This window comes from Paracidovorax konjaci, assembly GCF_900112675.1.
GTDB classification, from domain to species: Bacteria; Pseudomonadota; Gammaproteobacteria; order Burkholderiales; family Burkholderiaceae_C; genus Paracidovorax; species Paracidovorax konjaci.
In genome coordinates, this window is sequence record NZ_FOMQ01000007.1 from 134,088 (window position 1) to 148,301 (window position 14,214).

The following is a 14,214-nucleotide window of genomic DNA, read 5'->3' on the forward strand; positions in this document are numbered from 1 at the left end:
GGAAATACGGCGCTCAGGCCGTCTCGGATTCGATCGCGTCGGCCATGACCTGCCGCGCCGCATGGCGCAACAGGGCCTGGTCGGACCCGACCACGAAGAAGGACACGCCCTGCACGGCCAGAAGGGGCACGGCGCGCACATCGGGCACGAAGCAGCCGACGGCCCGGCCGGCCGCCCGGCCGGCGGCGCTCACGGCCGCCACCGCCTGGGTCACGCGCGGGTCGTCCAGGCCCCGCGCGCCCAAGGAGACGGCCAGGTCGGCCGGGCCCACGAAGAGGCAGTCCACGCCCGGCACCGCGGCGATGGCGGCGGCCTCGGCCACGGCCTGGGCGCTCTCGATCTGCACGATGACGGTGGTGTGCGCGTCGCTCGCGCGCAGGTGCTCGGCCATGCCTCGGGTGCCATAGCCGCCCGCCCGGGAGGAGTTGGAGAACCCGCGGCTGCCGCCCTGCCCGTAGCGCGCCGCGCGCACCACCTCGGAGGCGATGCGTGCGTCGTCCACGTGCGGCACCATCACGCCCGCCGCACCGAGGTCCAGCGCCTGCTGGATGGCTGCCGCCCGCGGGTACGGCACGCGCACGAGCACGGGCAGGCTGCAGGCGTGCGCCGCGAGCAGGCTGCGGTCGAGGCTCTCCGGCCCGAAGGGCGCGTGCTCGGCATCGAGCACGAGCGTGTCCAGCCCCGTGGCCGCCAGCACTTCCACGGTCTGGTGCGAGGTGGTCTTGACGAAGGTCGCGAGGAGCCGGTCGCGTGCCAGGATGCGCTGGCGCAGCCGGGCGGCCGGTGCGGTATCGGCCTGCAGGGAGTCCAGGGCGGTGTTCATAAGAGGTAGTCCGGCCGTGCGGGCGTGAAGACGTCCAGGTTGAGCACGGGTTCGTCGCCCACCACCACGCCGTAGTGCTGCACGTTGGGCGGGATGAGCAGGAGCCCGCCCGGGCCGAGCCGCACCACCTGGTCGTCCACGTGCACGTCCATCTGGCCCGCCAGGATGTACATCACCTGTTCGTTCGGATGGGAGTGCGGCCGGGGCTCGTGGCCCGGCATGAGCCGGTGCAGCGCCAGCGTGACGTGGTCGCTGCCGAAGGCCTTGCGCTCGATGCCGCGGCGCACGGGCTTCCACTCGAGCGCGCTCCAGTCGACGCTGTGCAGGGTGGCCGTGGCGGCCGGCGGCAGGGTGGCGGGGATGGAGGGTGTCATTCGGGGGCGATCCGCAGGGATTGGATGGTGTGCGACCACAGGTCGTGGTCGGCCTGGAGCACCGCACGCAACTGCAGCGGCGACAACGGGGCCCGCACCATGCCCAGGCCCTTGAGCCGCTCGGCGACTTCGGGCAGGGCGGTGACGCGGTTGATTTCCTGGTTGATCTGCGCGCGGCGGGCCGGGTCGAGCCCGCGCGGCGCGAACACGCCGTACCAGTTGGTCACCTCGAAGCCCTTGAGCGTCTCGGAGGCGCTGGGCACGTCGGGCAGCAGGTCGGTACGGCTTTTCTCGGTCACGGCGATGAGGCGGATCTTGCCGGCCTGCGCATGCGGCAGCAGCAGCGAGGCACCGCCCGCGAACATCTGGCATTCGCCCTGCAGCAACGCCGCCACCGCCGGGCCGCCGCCCTTGTAGGGCACGTGGACGATGTCGAGGTTGGCCGTCTTGGCCAGCAGCGCCAGGGTGAGGTGGTTGTGCGTGCCGATGCCGCCCGAGGCGTAGTTGATCTTGCCGGGGTTGGCGCGGATGTAGGCCAGCAGCTCGGGGAACGTGCGCACCGGCAGGCTGGCGGACACGGCGATCACGTTGATGGCGTAGGCCAGCATGGCGACGGTGTCGAAATCGTTCATCGGATCGAACGCGAGCTGCTTGTAGAGGCTGCCGTTCATCGCGTGCGTGGACATCGCACCGATCTCGAGCGTGTAGCCGTCGGCGGGCGCGCGGGCCACCACGGCCGCGCCCAGGTTGCCGCCGGCGCCGGCGACGTTCTCCACCACCATCGGCTGGCCGCTGGACGCGAAAAGGTGCTTGGAGAGCAGGCGCGCGAGGATGTCGGTCGAGCCGGCCGGAGCGAAGGGCACGATCAAGCGCACCGGCTTGACCGGAAACTCCCCCGCCGCAGCGGAACCCTGCGGGCCCTGGGCGTGCACGGCCCAAGGCAGTGCGGAACCCGCCAGGCAGAAAGCGAGCGCTTTGCGGCGCGACAACACGGTGGTGGATGGCATACGATCGGTCCCTCTTCTGATTAATCTGAAAAAAACGATTCGAAAATCATTTTTAAATTCGCGATTGGGCAAGTCTAGAAGCCATATTCGCCAAATAGGAGGCGGACTTTCCAGATTCCGAACAATGGAACGAAGAGGGCACTTTCCGCAAACAAGCCCCCTGCCGAGGCATGGATTTCGGGGCGCGCCGCGCGCCCGCACATTGCGGCGGCAAGCGGGGTGCGCCCCCGTATCATCCCGGCCCATGTTGTCCAAGTTGATGAGCCTTTTCCTGCTCGGGCTGGTGCGCTTTCTCACCGGCTCGCAGGCCCGGTGGTACGGGTGCCCGCCCAAGGCGGAGCAGCGTATCTATTTCGCCAACCACCAGAGCCATGCCGATCTCGTCATGATCTGGGCGGCGCTGCCGCAGGAGTTGCGCAGCATCACGCGGCCCATCGCCGCCAAGGACTACTGGACCAAGACGCCGTTCCGCCAGTGGATCACCACGGCCGTGTTCAACGCGGTCTATGTGGACCGGGTCGCCGGCCCCCCCGGCCCCCGCCCGGCGGCAGACGCCGCCGGCCCGGGAGAAGCCGCCGCCGCGCCCGTGCCCGTGCCCCCGATGGAGCCGCCTCCCCCCGCCCCTTCCGCGACGGACGCCCCGCGGGTTCCGGCCCAGAGCGTGCTCGAGGGCTTCCAGGGCCTGGGCGGCGTTCCCGCCCCCGCCGCAGCCGTGGACGCGCCCCCGCAGGCGCCACCGCCGGCCCCTGCGCCCAGCCCCGAGGCGCTGCGTGCCGCGCTGCCGCAAGGCGACCCGCTGGAGCCCCTGGTGCGCGCGCTGGAGAGCGGCGATTCGATCGTGATCTTTCCCGAGGGCACGCGCGGCCACGGGGACGAGCCCCAGCCCTTCAAGTCCGGCCTCTACCGGCTCGCGCAGATGTTCCCGCAGGTCGTGCTCGTGCCGGCCTGGATCCAGAACGTGCAGCGCGTCATGCCCAAGGGCGAGGTCGTGCCCGTGCCGATCCTGTGCTCGGTGACCTTCGGCGCACCCATCGAACTCGCGCCCGGCGAAGAGCGCCGGGCTTTCCTCGACCGTGCGCGGCGCGCGGTCATCGCGCTGCGGGAGGTGTGACGTGGAATTCCTGCGCAACCTCACCACCACGCAGCAGATCGGCGCGCTGTTCGTCGCGATGTTCGGGCTGCTGTCGATGGTGACGCTCTACGCGTTCTTCCAGACGCTGCGCGAGGCACGCGGCACCGGCGCCGCGGACCAGGCCGCGCACGAGGCGCACCTGCAGGAATGGCGGCGCTTCTGGAGCCTGCTCAAGACCTCGTGGGTCATGGCCACCGTGTTCTGGGTGGGCTGGGCGCTGGGCGATGCGGTCGCCACGGTGCTCTTCGCCATCGTCGCGTTCCTCGCGCTGCGCGAGTTCATCACGCTCTCGCCCACGCGGCGCGGGGACCACCGCAGCCTGGTGCTGGCCTTCTTCGTGGTGCTGCCGCTGCAGTTCGCCATCGTGGGGCTGCGCAAGTTCGATCTGGTCACGGTGTTCATCCCGGTCTACGTGTTCCTCGCGCTGCCGGTGGCGAGCGCGCTGGCCAACGACCCCGAGCGCTTCCTGGAGCGCAACGCCAAGCTGCAGTGGGGCATCATGGTCTGCGTGTACGGCATGAGCCATGTGCCGGCCCTGCTGCTGCTCGACTTCCCCAACTACGAAGGCAAGGGCGCGTTCCTCGTCTTCTTCCTCGTTGCCGTGGTGCAGACCAGCGTCATCGTGCAGCACCTGCTGGGCCGCCGGTTCCCGCACCGGCCCGTGGCGCCGCAGGTGAGCCAGAGCTTCCAGTGGCTGAGCTGGATCATCGGCGTGGGCGTGGGCGGGCTGGCGGGCGTGGCGCTGTCGTTCATCACGCCCTTCAAGCCGGGCCAGGCGCTCGGCATGGCGCTGCTGGCCTGCCTGGCCGGCAGCCTGGGCCATCTGGTGATGAAGGCGCTCAAGCGCGACCGCGGCGTCACCAGCTGGGGCATGCAGGGCCAGTCCACCACGGGCGCCGGCGGCCTGCTGGACCGTGTGGACGCGCTGTGCTTCGCGGGGCCGGTGTTCTTCCATTCGGTGCGCTGGTATTTCGGACTTTGAGTGTTTTCGCACCCATGCCGCCGGAAACATTCGATAGTTAGCTACAAAAAACATAGCAAATGAGAATCCTGGGCATCGATCCCGGCCTGCAGACCACCGGCTTCGGCGTGGTGGACGTGGACGGGCACCAGCTGAGCTATGTGGCCAGCGGCACCATCCGCACCTCCAGCGTGGCGCTGGGCGACCTGCCCGCGCGCCTGAAGGTGCTCTTCGACGGCATCACCGAGGTGGCCGCGCGCTACCAGCCCGACGTGTCCACGGTCGAGATCGTCTTCGTGAACGTGAATCCGCAGTCCACGCTGCTGCTGGGGCAGGCGCGCGGCGCCTGCGTCACCGCGCTGGTGGCCAGCGACCTGCCGGTGGCCGAATACACCGCGCTGCAGATGAAGAAGGCCGTCGTCGGCCACGGCCGCGCGGCCAAGTCGCAGGTGCAGGAAATGGTGCGCCGCCTGCTGCAGCTGCCCGGCCTGCCCGGCACGGACGCGGCCGACGCGCTGGGCCTGGCCATCACCCACGCCCATGCCGGCGCGGCCATGGCCAGGCTCGGGCAGGCCGGCACGCTCACGCGCCGCCAGCACGCCATGTACAAGGGCGGCAGGAGCTACTGACGCTCCCCGGCCGCCCCGGGCACGCCGGGCCCGGCACGGTGGGGGCTCCCCGGTGGCCCGCCGGCCACACCAAGCCCTGGCTGACGCCAGCGACAGCGCATGTGCCTTCATCGGCAGGCAGCCGGCAGGCCCGGTCTTTTTTCAGCGAAAAACGATCTGCGCGATGACGCCCGAGCCGACCGTGACCAGCAGGTAGTCCGGGCCGTTCTGCACCCAGTGGTAGCCGCGCGGCGGCGGCGCGAGCTGGTGCACGCGCCAGTCCTGCACCACATAGTGGCGCGAACGGTACATCGGCGGTACGTGACCGCCCTGGTACCAATCGTGGTGCGGCCCGGCGCCGCGCCGGCCGTGGGCGCGCGCGTGCGGCGGAGGACCGGGGTGGTGGCGTGGCCCGGCATGGGGTGCGTAATAGCCCGGTGGCGGCGCGTGGCGGGGGCCGGCGTGCGGACCGTGGTGGCCGTGGCCAGGGCGCTCCCGATCGCCGTGCCGGCCGTCCCGGTGCGAAGGGCCGTGCCCGCGCTCGCGTTCACGCTCGCGGCCCGGTACGCCGTCGTAGGGTTGCGCCTGCGCGGACAGGAAAGCGGTGCCCAAGGCCAGTGCGAGGCCGGCGGCGCGCAGGGCGCGCGGCACGCCCCCGCGCGGCGGCTGGGCAGGAAAGGATTCGGTACGTGGCATGGCTCGGCCTCCGGCAAAAGCCGCAGGGTATCACCCGCCGGCCGCCCGTCTTTCCGGCCGGCCCCGCAGCCACGCGCCCCGGTTCAGACCGCCGGTTCGTGGCGCACGAGACCCGCCACTGCGCCCGGTGCGCGGGGCGGCACCGCGAGCGCGATCGCCGCCGCGTTGCCGTCGTCGAGGTGGAAGCGGCTCACCGCGCCGATGAGCTGGACCGCCTGCTCGCGCAGCGATTCCGATGCGGCCGTGGACTCTTCGACCAGCGCGGCGTTCTGCTGCGTCATCTGGTCGAGCTGGCTCACCGACTGGCTGATCTGGCCGATGTTGTCGCTCTGCTCGGCCGAGGACGCCGTGATCTCGGAAATCATCTCCGACACGCGGCGCACGCTGTCCACGATCTCGGTCATCGTGCTGCCGGCCTGGGTGACGAGGCGGGAGCCGTCTTCCACGCGCTCGACCGAAGACCCGATGAGTTCCTTGATCTCCTTGGCCGCAGAGGCCGAGCGCTGGGCGAGGCTGCGCACCTCGGCCGCCACCACCGCGAAGCCCCGGCCCTGCTCGCCCGCGCGCGCGGCCTCCACGGCGGCGTTGAGCGCCAGGATGTTGGTCTGGAAGGCGATGGAATCGATCACGCCGGTGATGTCGGCGATCTTGCGCGAGCTTTGGGTGATCTGGCCCATCGTGTCCACCACCTGCGAGACCACGCTGCCGCCGCGCGCCGCCACCTGGGCCGCCGTCGAGGCGAACTCGCTGGCCTGCCGCGCCGACTGCGTGCTCTGCTGCACGGTGCTGGTGAGCATCTCCATCGACGAGGCCGTCTCCTCGAGGTTGGCGGCGGTCTGCTCGGTGCGCTGGCTCAGGTCGTGGTTGCCCGACGCGATCTCGGTGCTGGCCGTGGAAATGCTGCCCGAGGCCTCCTGCACTTGCCGCACGAGACCGCGCAGCGCATCCTGCATGCGGCCCATGGACATGACGAGCTGGCCGACCTCGTCCATCTGCGCGGGGCGGACCTCGTGGGACAGGTCGCCGCCGGCGATGCGCTCGGCCAGCGCCTGGGCCTGGGCCAGCGAACGCGTGATCGAGCGCACGCTGAAGAAGGTGAGCGGAATCAGCACCGCCAGGCCCAGCAGGAGCGCGATGCCGATCACGGCCGACATCGTGGCCGTGCGGGCTTCCACGCCCTGCCGCGCCTCTTCCATCTGCTGGCGCGCGCTCTGCGCCAGGCTCGCCAGGATCTGGTCGGTCGCCTCCATGTGCTGGCGGAACCGGTCGGCGTAGGCCGCCCCGCCGGCGCCGTCGAGCTGCGCGCGCTCGATCTGCTCGAAGATCGGCGAGATGCCGGCCTGGTACTGCTGGATCTCGGCCAGGGCCTTGTCGATGGCTCCCACGAAGTCGGCATCGCCGGCCTGCACCTGCCGCACGTCGGTGAGGCTCTTGCGCAGCGCGGCGAGGGTCTTGCCCCAGGTCTCGCGCTGGGAGGCGACTTCGACCGAGTTGTTGAAATTGAGAATGATGTCCTTCTCGGTGCGGCGCAGCGTGCCCAGCGTCGTGCGGAGGTCGGCCATGTCGGTCAGCGTCTGCACGCGCTGCGAAAAGAGCACCTGCAGCGTGTCGCGGGTGCGGTCGAGGGCTGAATAGCCCAGGCCCCCGATGACGACGAGCAGCACCAGGGAAAAGATCGTGCCGAAGTACAGGCGCGTACGGATCGACAGGCGTCCCAGAGCGTTCATGGCTTCCTCTACAAAACGTTACACGGAGCGCAAGCAATAAACGCGCCCACCCCAAAAGCCACCTCGTGGGTTGCCGGGCCGCCCACTATAGGGCGGCGGCCCGCAGCCACTTGCAGGGTAACCACGACTGGCGAAGTCACGGTTGTCATGCCCGCAGGAGATCCAGGATAAACAAATTGTCACAAGAGCGGTGCACAGTCGCACTGATCGCGGGCAAAGCCTGCGCTACCAGCCGCCCGCCGCGGACACCACCGTGACTTTCTTCATTTCTTCCATAGACAACTTCGGCCCTCGCACGGCACCCGATAGCGCGCCGCATCCCGCCGCCCCACCCGCGGTGGGTGGCGCCGGAACGGCCCCATCCACCCGCCTGGGAACGCTGGGCCGCAGGCTGCTCGGCGCCTTCCTGGCGGTGCTGGCGCTCAATGGCATCGGCTCGGCCATCGGCGTGGTGGCGCTGCAACGGATCGGCCATTCGGCGTCCGAAATGGTGGACCGCCGCGTCGCCACCGAACGCCTGGTGGCCGATGCGCACCGGCTGCAGGCCATGAACGCCGAGCGCTACAAGGCCGTCGCCCTCAGCTCCGAGCCGGAAGTGGGCGAGATCCTCGGCGCCGACATCGCACGCACGCAGCAGCAATACGACGCGTTGCTGGCGCAGTTGGCCGAGCGTCTGCAGGGCACCGAGGACGCGCAGCGCGTGGCGGCGGTGCGCACCGCCGGGGCGGATTTCCGCAAAGCCTGCGAGGCCCTCATCGCCGCACGCGACTCCGGGCTGACGGAGCGCATCCGCAAGGTGTATGGCGAACAATTCGTGCCGGCGGCGGCGCGGCTGCTCTCGGCGCTCGGCGGGCTGTCGCAGTCGCAGCGCCAGGCCATCGACGCCGGCGCCTCGGAGGTGGCCGCCCTGGGCGCCACCGGGCGCTGGGCGCTGCTGGCCTTCGGCGCGCTGTCGCTCGTCCTGGGCACGCTGCTGGCCCTGTGGCTCGTGCGCCGCATCACCCGCCCCATCGCCCTGGCCAGCGCCACCGCGGACCGCGTGGCCGGGCTGGACCTGCGCCAGGAGATCCAGGGCCACGGCCGCGACGAGACGGGCCGCATGCTGGCATCGCTCGCCGTGATGCAGACGGCACTGCGCAACCTCGTGCGCCGCGTGCAGGCCCTGGGCCAGACGATCAACGTGGCCTCCTCGGAAATCGCCGGCGGCAATGCGGACCTGTCCAGCCGCACGGAAGAGACGGCCGCGCGCCTGCAGGAGACGGCGGCGTCGCTGGAGCACGTCACGCGCCGCGTGTCCGACGCGGCGGATTCCGCGCAGCGCACCGAACGGCTCGCCTCGGAGGCCGCCCAGGTGGCGCGCGAAGGCAACGGCGTCGTCGGCCAGGTGGCGCAGACCATGCAGCAGATCGCGGCCAGTTCGCGCCGCATCGCCGACATCACCGGCGTGATCGACACCATCGCCTTCCAGACCAACATCCTGGCGCTCAACGCGGCCGTCGAATCGGCGCGCGCAGGCGAGCAGGGCCGGGGCTTCGCCGTGGTGGCCGCCGAGGTGCGCAGCCTCGCCAACCGCTCCGCCGAAGCGGCCCGGGAAATCAAGCACCTCACCACGGCTTCGGTGCAGCAGGTGGAGGCGGGCGCCGGGCTGGCCGAGCGGGCGGGCCAGACCATGCACCGCGTGGTGGCCACCATCGAGGACACGGCCCGCACGATGGGCGAGATCCGCAGCCATGCGCAGTCGCAGAACGAGGACATCGCCGCGATCCATGCCGCCATGACGCGGCTGGACGAGATGACCCAGCAAAACGCCGCGCTGGTGGAGGAATCGGCCGCCGCAGCCGAAAGCCTGCGCGGGCAGACCCACGATCTCGCGAGCCTCGTGGACCGGTTCGTGCTGCCGCCGGTGCAGCAGCAGCGCCCCGGCGCGGCAGCCCCGGCCATCGCGGCGCCCACCCTGCCCGTTCCGCAGCCGCGGTTGCAGCCGCAGCGCCTGGCCGCCACCGGCTGAACGCTGGCGGCCGGGCGGCGGCGGGTCAGACCGGCTGGATCGGCACGTAGAGTTCGCCGCCGCCGGTACGGAACTCCTTCGACTTCTCCTGCAGGCCCTTGGCCGCGAATTCACGCACTTCCTGCGTGATCTTCATGGAGCAGAACTTGGGGCCGCACATCGAGCAGAAGTGCGCCACCTTGGCGGAATCCTTGGGCAGCGTTTCGTCGTGGTATTCCTGCGCGGTCTCGGGGTCCAGGCCCAGGTTGAACTGGTCCTGCCAACGGAAATCGAAACGCGCCTGCGAGAGCGCATCGTCGCGTGCCCGGGCCCCCGGATGGCCCTTGGCGACATCGGCCGCATGGGCCGCGATCTTGTAGGCGATGATGCCCTGCTTCACATCGTCGCGGTCGGGCAGGCCCAGGTGCTCCTTGGGCGTCACATAGCACAGCATGGCCGTGCCCATCCAGCCGATCATGGCGGCGCCGATGGCGCTGGCGATGTGGTCGTAGCCCGGCGCGATGTCGATGGTCAGCGGCCCCAGCGTGTAGAACGGCGCTTCGTGGCAGTGCTTGAGCTGCTCGGTCATGTTGGCCTGGATCATGTGCATGGGCACGTGGCCGGGGCCTTCGATCATGGTCTGCACGTCGTGCTTCCAGGCGATCTGCGTGAGTTCGCCCAGCGTCTGCAGCTCGGCGAACTGCGCCTCGTCGTTGGCATCCGAGCCGCTGCCGGGGCGCAGGCCGTCGCCCAGGCTGAAGGACACGTCGTAGGCCTTCATGATGTCGCAGATGTCCTCGAAATGCTCGTAGAGGAAGCTCTCGCGGTGGTGCGCCATGCACCACTTCGCCATGATGGAGCCGCCGCGCGAGACGATGCCCGTGCGCCGGTTGGCGGTGAGCGGGATGTAGGGCAGCCGCACGCCGGCATGGATGGTGAAGTAGTCCACGCCCTGCTCGGCCTGCTCGATCAGCGTGTCGCGGAAGATCTCCCAGGTCAGGTCTTCGGCGATGCCGCCCACCTTCTCCAGCGCCTGGTAGATCGGCACGGTGCCGATGGGCACCGGCGAATTGCGGATGATCCAGTCGCGCGTGGTGTGGATCGCCTTGCCGGTGGAGAGGTCCATCACGTTGTCGGCGCCCCAGCGGATCGCCCAGACGAGCTTCTCGACCTCTTCCTCGATGCTGGAGGTCACGGCCGAATTGCCGATGTTGGCGTTGATCTTCACCTTGAAGTTGCGCCCGATCGCCATGGGCTCGACCTCGGGGTGGTTGATGTTGGCGGGGATGATGGCGCGGCCGCGGGCCACCTCGTCCCGCACGAACTCGGGCGTGATGATCTTCGGAATGCTCGCGCCCATCGGATTGCCGGCCAGGCGCTGCTCGCGCGCGGCGTCCTGCTGGTACTGCTCCATCCACTCGCGGCGGCCGTTCTCGCGCAGCGCGACGTATTCCATCTCGGGCGTGACGATGCCCTGGCGGGCGTAGTGCATCTGGCTCACGTTGCGGCCAGCCTTCGCGCGCAGCGGCTTGCGCTGCAGCGCGGCGGCCTCGGCCCGCAGTTGCGCCAGCCGTGCCGCGTCTTCGCTCTTCTGGCCGTCGTCCAGCGCCACGGGCGGGCGGCCCTCGTAGGTTTCGGTGTCGTTGCGGTCGGCAATCCAGGCGCCGCGCACGCTGGCCAGGCCCTGGCGCACGTCGATCGCCGCGGCAGGGTCGGTGTAGGGACCGGAGGTGTCGTACACGCTCACCTGCTCGCCGTTGGTGAGCGCGATGTCGCGCACGGGCACGCGCAGATCGTCCCGGCTGCCGGCCAAGTAGCTCTTGGCCGATGCGGGAAAGGGGGCGCGCGTGAGCGCGAGGAGGTGGGCGAACTTGTCGGGGGCGTTCATGGGGTGCACTCCAGGGTGGGTTTGGAATGCTCCGCCATCGGCCGCGTGCGGCCGCGCGCCGGACGGACCGGCGGCGCGGGAACGCACACTGACTGCAGCTCTTCTTACGCTGGTACTAACCAGATCAAGTTCGCGGTTCCGGCGGTCAGGTCCGCCGTCTCAGCACGCCACTACGTGCACCCCGGAGCAGCGCGAGTATAGGAGCGATGCCCGGCGGTGTCACCACCGCGCCGGCGCGGGTTCAGAGGAAGCGTTCGAGTGCCAGCACGGCGAAGAAGGCGAACGCAGAAATGACCGTCCACTTGACGATGGCGACGCCGAATCGCTTGTAGCGCGCCTGCCCCGTGGCCATGTAGAGCACGAACGACACGCCGGCGGTCAGCAGCAGCAGAAGGAAGACCCAGCGGAAGAGCAGCATGGCCGCTCACCACGCCTGCGCGGCGGCCGCGAACCCGGCGGGCGCCTGCCGCTCGCTCTCGAACGTGGCGATCTCCCAGGCATCCTCGTCCGCCAGCAGCGCACGCAGCAACTGGTTGTTCATCGCGTGGCCGGAGCGGAAGGCGCTGTAGGCCGCCAGCAGCGGCTTGCCGACGATGTAGAGGTCGCCGATGGCGTCGAGGATCTTGTGCTTGACGAACTCGTCGTCGTAGCGCAGCCCGTCGGCATTGAGCACCTTGTAGTCGTCCATGACGATGGCGTTGTCGAGCCCTCCGCCCAGCGCCAGGCCGCTCGCGCGCATCATCTCCACGTCCTTGGTGAAGCCGAAGGTGCGGGCGCGCGCGATGTCGCGCGTGTAGCTGCCCGATCCCAGATCGAACTCCACGCTCTGCCCTGTGGAGTCCACGGCCGGGTGCGCGAAGTCGATCTCGAACCGCAACTTGTAGCCATGGTAGGGATCGAGCCGCGCCCACTTGAGCTGGTGCCCTTCGCCCTCGCGCACTTCCACGGGCCGCGTCACGCGGATGAATTTCTTGGGTGCGTTCTGCAGCGTCACGCCCGCGCTCTGCAGCAGGAACACGAACGAGGCCGAGGACCCATCGAGGATGGGAACCTCCTCGGCCGTGATATCGATGTAGAGGTTGTCCAGGCCCAGCCCGGCGCAGGCGGACATGAGGTGCTCGACCGTGTGCACCTTGGCCCCCCCCACGCCGATGGTGGAAGCCATGCGCGTATCGACCACGGATTCGGCCCGGATGGGAATGTCCACGGGCTCGGGCAGATCGATGCGGCGAAAGACGATGCCCGTGTCCGGAGCGGCCGGACGCAACGTGAGTTCGACCCGCTGGCCGCTGTGCAGGCCCACGCCGACGGCGCGGGTGAGGGTCTTGATCGTGCGTTGCTGGAGCATCCCGCGATTTTAGGTGGCGGCTCCCTTCCCTGCTCGTATCCAAGGCTATGGCGCGCATAGCCCGAACGTCACATCGGAAACAAAAAACCGCCCCGCTCCGTGCAGGAGCGGGGCGGTCGGAGGCTGCATTCAAGAACACCAAGTGCCATGCACACGACATTGCGGAGCGGGGGGATGTTCACCGCTACCGCCACCGTCCAGACAGCACGCGACGGAACCCTGCTTCTGAGCACAACGCCAGAAAGCAAACGGCCTCCCTCGTCGGGAGGCCGCGGAGCAGGCCATACCAGCAGACGCCGTGGAACCGGCTTCGCCGGGCCACCGGCGGCGTCCCCCTTGGGGGAAGGCGCCGAAGGCGGCTCAGGGGGGAGCCAATCAATCCGCCTGCTTACGCAGGAACGCCGGGATCTCCAGATCGTCCATGCCGCCGGAAGACAGCGCATCGACGCGCGCGGCCGCCTGCGTGCGGTTGGTGCGCCAGACGCTGGGGACCGACATGCTGCCGTAGTCGGCCTGCGTGGTGGCGCCGCCCACCAGACCGCCGGCCATGCCCACACCGGCACCCGCGATGGGCATCTGGTAGGCGAGGTTGTCGGTGCCGGTGCGCAGGCCGCCCTGCACCACCGAGATGGGCTGGCGGCGCGCGTTGGCGCGCGAGAGACCCGTGGCCACCACGGTCACGCGGATGTCTTCGCCCAGGCTGTCGTCATAGGCAGCGCCGTAGATCACGTGCGCATCGGGCGATGCGTAGGCGTTGATGGTGCTCATCGCCAGGCGCGACTCGGACAGCTTCAGGCTGCCCTTGGCCGCCGTCACCAGCACCAGCACGCCCTTGGCGCCGGACAGGTCGATGCCTTCCAGCAGCGGGCAGGCCACGGCCTGCTCGGCGGCGATGCGCGCGCGGTCCGGGCCGCTGGCGGTGGCCGTGCCCATCATCGCCTTGCCGGGCTCGCCCATCACGGTGCGGACGTCTTCGAAGTCGACGTTCACATGGCCGTATTCATTGATGATCTCGGCAATGCCGCCCACGGCGTTCTTGAGCACGTCGTTGGCATGCGCGAAGGCCTCGTCCTGGGAGATGTCGTCGCCCAGCACTTCCAGCAGCTTCTCGTTGAGCACGACGATGAGCGAATCGACATTCGCTTCGAGTTCGGCCAGGCCGTTGTCGGCGTTCTGCATGCGGCGGCCGCCTTCCCAATCGAAGGGCTTGGTCACCACGCCCACCGTGAGGATGCCCATTTCCTTGGCCACGCGCGCGATCACGGGTGCGGCGCCCGTGCCCGTGCCGCCGCCCATGCCGGCCGTGATGAAAAGCATGTGCGCGCCCTGGATGGCCTGGCGGATGTCTTCCTGCGCGGCTTCCGCGGCCTCGCGGGCCTTCTCGGGCTTGCTGCCGGCGCCCAGTCCGCTGTGGCCCAACTGGATGACGCGGTGCGCGGTGCTGCGGGTGAGCGCCTGCGCGTCGGTGTTGGCGCAGACGAACTCCACGCCCTGCACGTGGCGCGAGATCATGTGCTCGACGGCATTGCCGCCGCCGCCGCCGACACCGATCACCTTGATCTGAGTGCCCTGGTTGAATTCTTCGGCTTCGATCATTTCGATGGTCATGCTGGTGCTCCTAGTCCTGGTCTTTCACGTGAGATGTGCGATTGGCCGATTCGGC

General features: G+C 69.7%; 13 protein-coding genes and 1 riboswitch. Of the genes, 4 read left to right on the top strand and 9 right to left on the bottom strand.

Translation table 11 applies throughout. The annotated features are described in order from the left end of the window. Nucleotides 1–13 precede the first annotated feature (13 nt). From BM144_RS12645 to BM144_RS12655, 3 genes are read right to left on the bottom strand one after another with little or no spacing between them, the layout of a single operon-like run. Complete coding sequence (locus tag BM144_RS12645; protein WP_092952749.1) at nucleotides 14–823, bottom strand: HpcH/HpaI aldolase family protein; 810 nt, start codon at nucleotides 821–823, stop codon at nucleotides 14–16. Then, a complete protein-coding gene (locus tag BM144_RS12650) occupies nucleotides 820–1,197 on the bottom strand; it encodes a cupin domain-containing protein (protein ID WP_092952751.1) in 378 nt (125 codons plus the stop codon). The genes BM144_RS12645 and BM144_RS12650 overlap by 4 nt, the downstream gene beginning before the upstream one ends. Continuing rightward, entirely contained in the window at nucleotides 1,194–2,204 is a 1,011-nt protein-coding gene (locus BM144_RS12655; RefSeq protein ID WP_092952753.1) for a Bug family tripartite tricarboxylate transporter substrate binding protein, read from the bottom strand. The genes BM144_RS12650 and BM144_RS12655 overlap by 4 nt, the downstream gene beginning before the upstream one ends. Before the next feature lie 244 nt (nucleotides 2,205–2,448). Between BM144_RS12655 and BM144_RS12660 the strand changes: the two genes are divergently transcribed. Genes BM144_RS12660 through ruvC form a run of 3 tightly spaced genes read left to right on the top strand, consistent with a single transcriptional unit; the run spans nucleotide 2,449 to nucleotide 4,926 of the window. After that, the gene (locus BM144_RS12660; RefSeq protein ID WP_092952755.1) at nucleotides 2,449–3,315 is read left to right on the top strand and encodes a lysophospholipid acyltransferase family protein; all 867 of its coding nucleotides are present in this window, start codon (nucleotides 2,449–2,451) and stop codon (nucleotides 3,313–3,315) included. A 58-nt stretch (nucleotides 3,316–3,373) separates the two neighbouring features. Next, entirely contained in the window at nucleotides 3,374–4,318 is a 945-nt protein-coding gene (locus tag BM144_RS12665; protein ID WP_092953007.1) for a phosphatidate cytidylyltransferase, read from the top strand. Nucleotides 4,319–4,377: 59 nt separating this feature from the next. Next, the gene (gene ruvC / locus BM144_RS12670; protein WP_092952757.1) at nucleotides 4,378–4,926 is read left to right on the top strand and encodes a crossover junction endodeoxyribonuclease RuvC; all 549 of its coding nucleotides are present in this window, start codon (nucleotides 4,378–4,380) and stop codon (nucleotides 4,924–4,926) included. Nucleotides 4,927–5,067: 141 nt separating this feature from the next. On the opposite strand, the gene BM144_RS12675 is transcribed toward ruvC, so the two are convergent. Next, nucleotides 5,068–5,601 carry an RcnB family protein gene (locus tag BM144_RS12675; protein ID WP_092952759.1) on the bottom strand — a complete coding sequence of 178 codons (534 nt, stop codon included), beginning with the start codon at nucleotides 5,599–5,601 and terminating at the stop codon, nucleotides 5,068–5,070. Between the two features lie 83 nt (nucleotides 5,602–5,684). After that, complete coding sequence (locus tag BM144_RS12680) at nucleotides 5,685–7,328, bottom strand: methyl-accepting chemotaxis protein (RefSeq protein WP_092952761.1); 1,644 nt, start codon at nucleotides 7,326–7,328, stop codon at nucleotides 5,685–5,687. Between the two features lie 370 nt (nucleotides 7,329–7,698). Here BM144_RS12680 and BM144_RS12685 point away from each other — a divergent pair, with 370 nt between their 5' ends. Further along, the gene (locus BM144_RS12685) at nucleotides 7,699–9,336 is read left to right on the top strand and encodes a methyl-accepting chemotaxis protein (RefSeq protein WP_434802666.1); all 1,638 of its coding nucleotides are present in this window, start codon (nucleotides 7,699–7,701) and stop codon (nucleotides 9,334–9,336) included. A gap of 25 nt (nucleotides 9,337–9,361) precedes the next feature. Here BM144_RS12685 and thiC read toward each other — a convergent pair whose 3' ends face one another. The 4 genes from thiC to ftsZ all read right to left on the bottom strand — a co-directional run bounded on the left by thiC (nucleotide 9,362) and on the right by ftsZ (nucleotide 14,159). After that, nucleotides 9,362–11,203, bottom strand: a complete 1,842-nt coding sequence (gene thiC, locus BM144_RS12690) for a phosphomethylpyrimidine synthase ThiC (RefSeq protein ID WP_092952765.1) — start codon at nucleotides 11,201–11,203, stop codon at nucleotides 9,362–9,364. Nucleotides 11,204–11,287: 84 nt separating this feature from the next. After that, nucleotides 11,288–11,397: riboswitch (TPP riboswitch) on the bottom strand. Nucleotides 11,398–11,444: 47 nt separating this feature from the next. Beyond that, nucleotides 11,445–11,621 (bottom strand): hypothetical protein, encoded by a 177-nt coding sequence (locus BM144_RS23140; protein WP_175526010.1) that lies wholly within the window; start codon nucleotides 11,619–11,621, stop codon nucleotides 11,445–11,447. 6 nt (nucleotides 11,622–11,627) lie between these two features. Continuing rightward, nucleotides 11,628–12,551 (bottom strand): UDP-3-O-acyl-N-acetylglucosamine deacetylase, encoded by a 924-nt coding sequence (lpxC, locus tag BM144_RS12695; RefSeq protein ID WP_092952767.1) that lies wholly within the window; start codon nucleotides 12,549–12,551, stop codon nucleotides 11,628–11,630. 375 nt (nucleotides 12,552–12,926) lie between these two features. Next, nucleotides 12,927–14,159: a cell division protein FtsZ gene (gene ftsZ, locus BM144_RS12700; protein ID WP_092952769.1), complete on the bottom strand. Its 1,233-nt coding sequence runs from the start codon at nucleotides 14,157–14,159 to the stop codon at nucleotides 12,927–12,929. Nucleotides 14,160–14,214 lie beyond the last annotated feature (55 nt).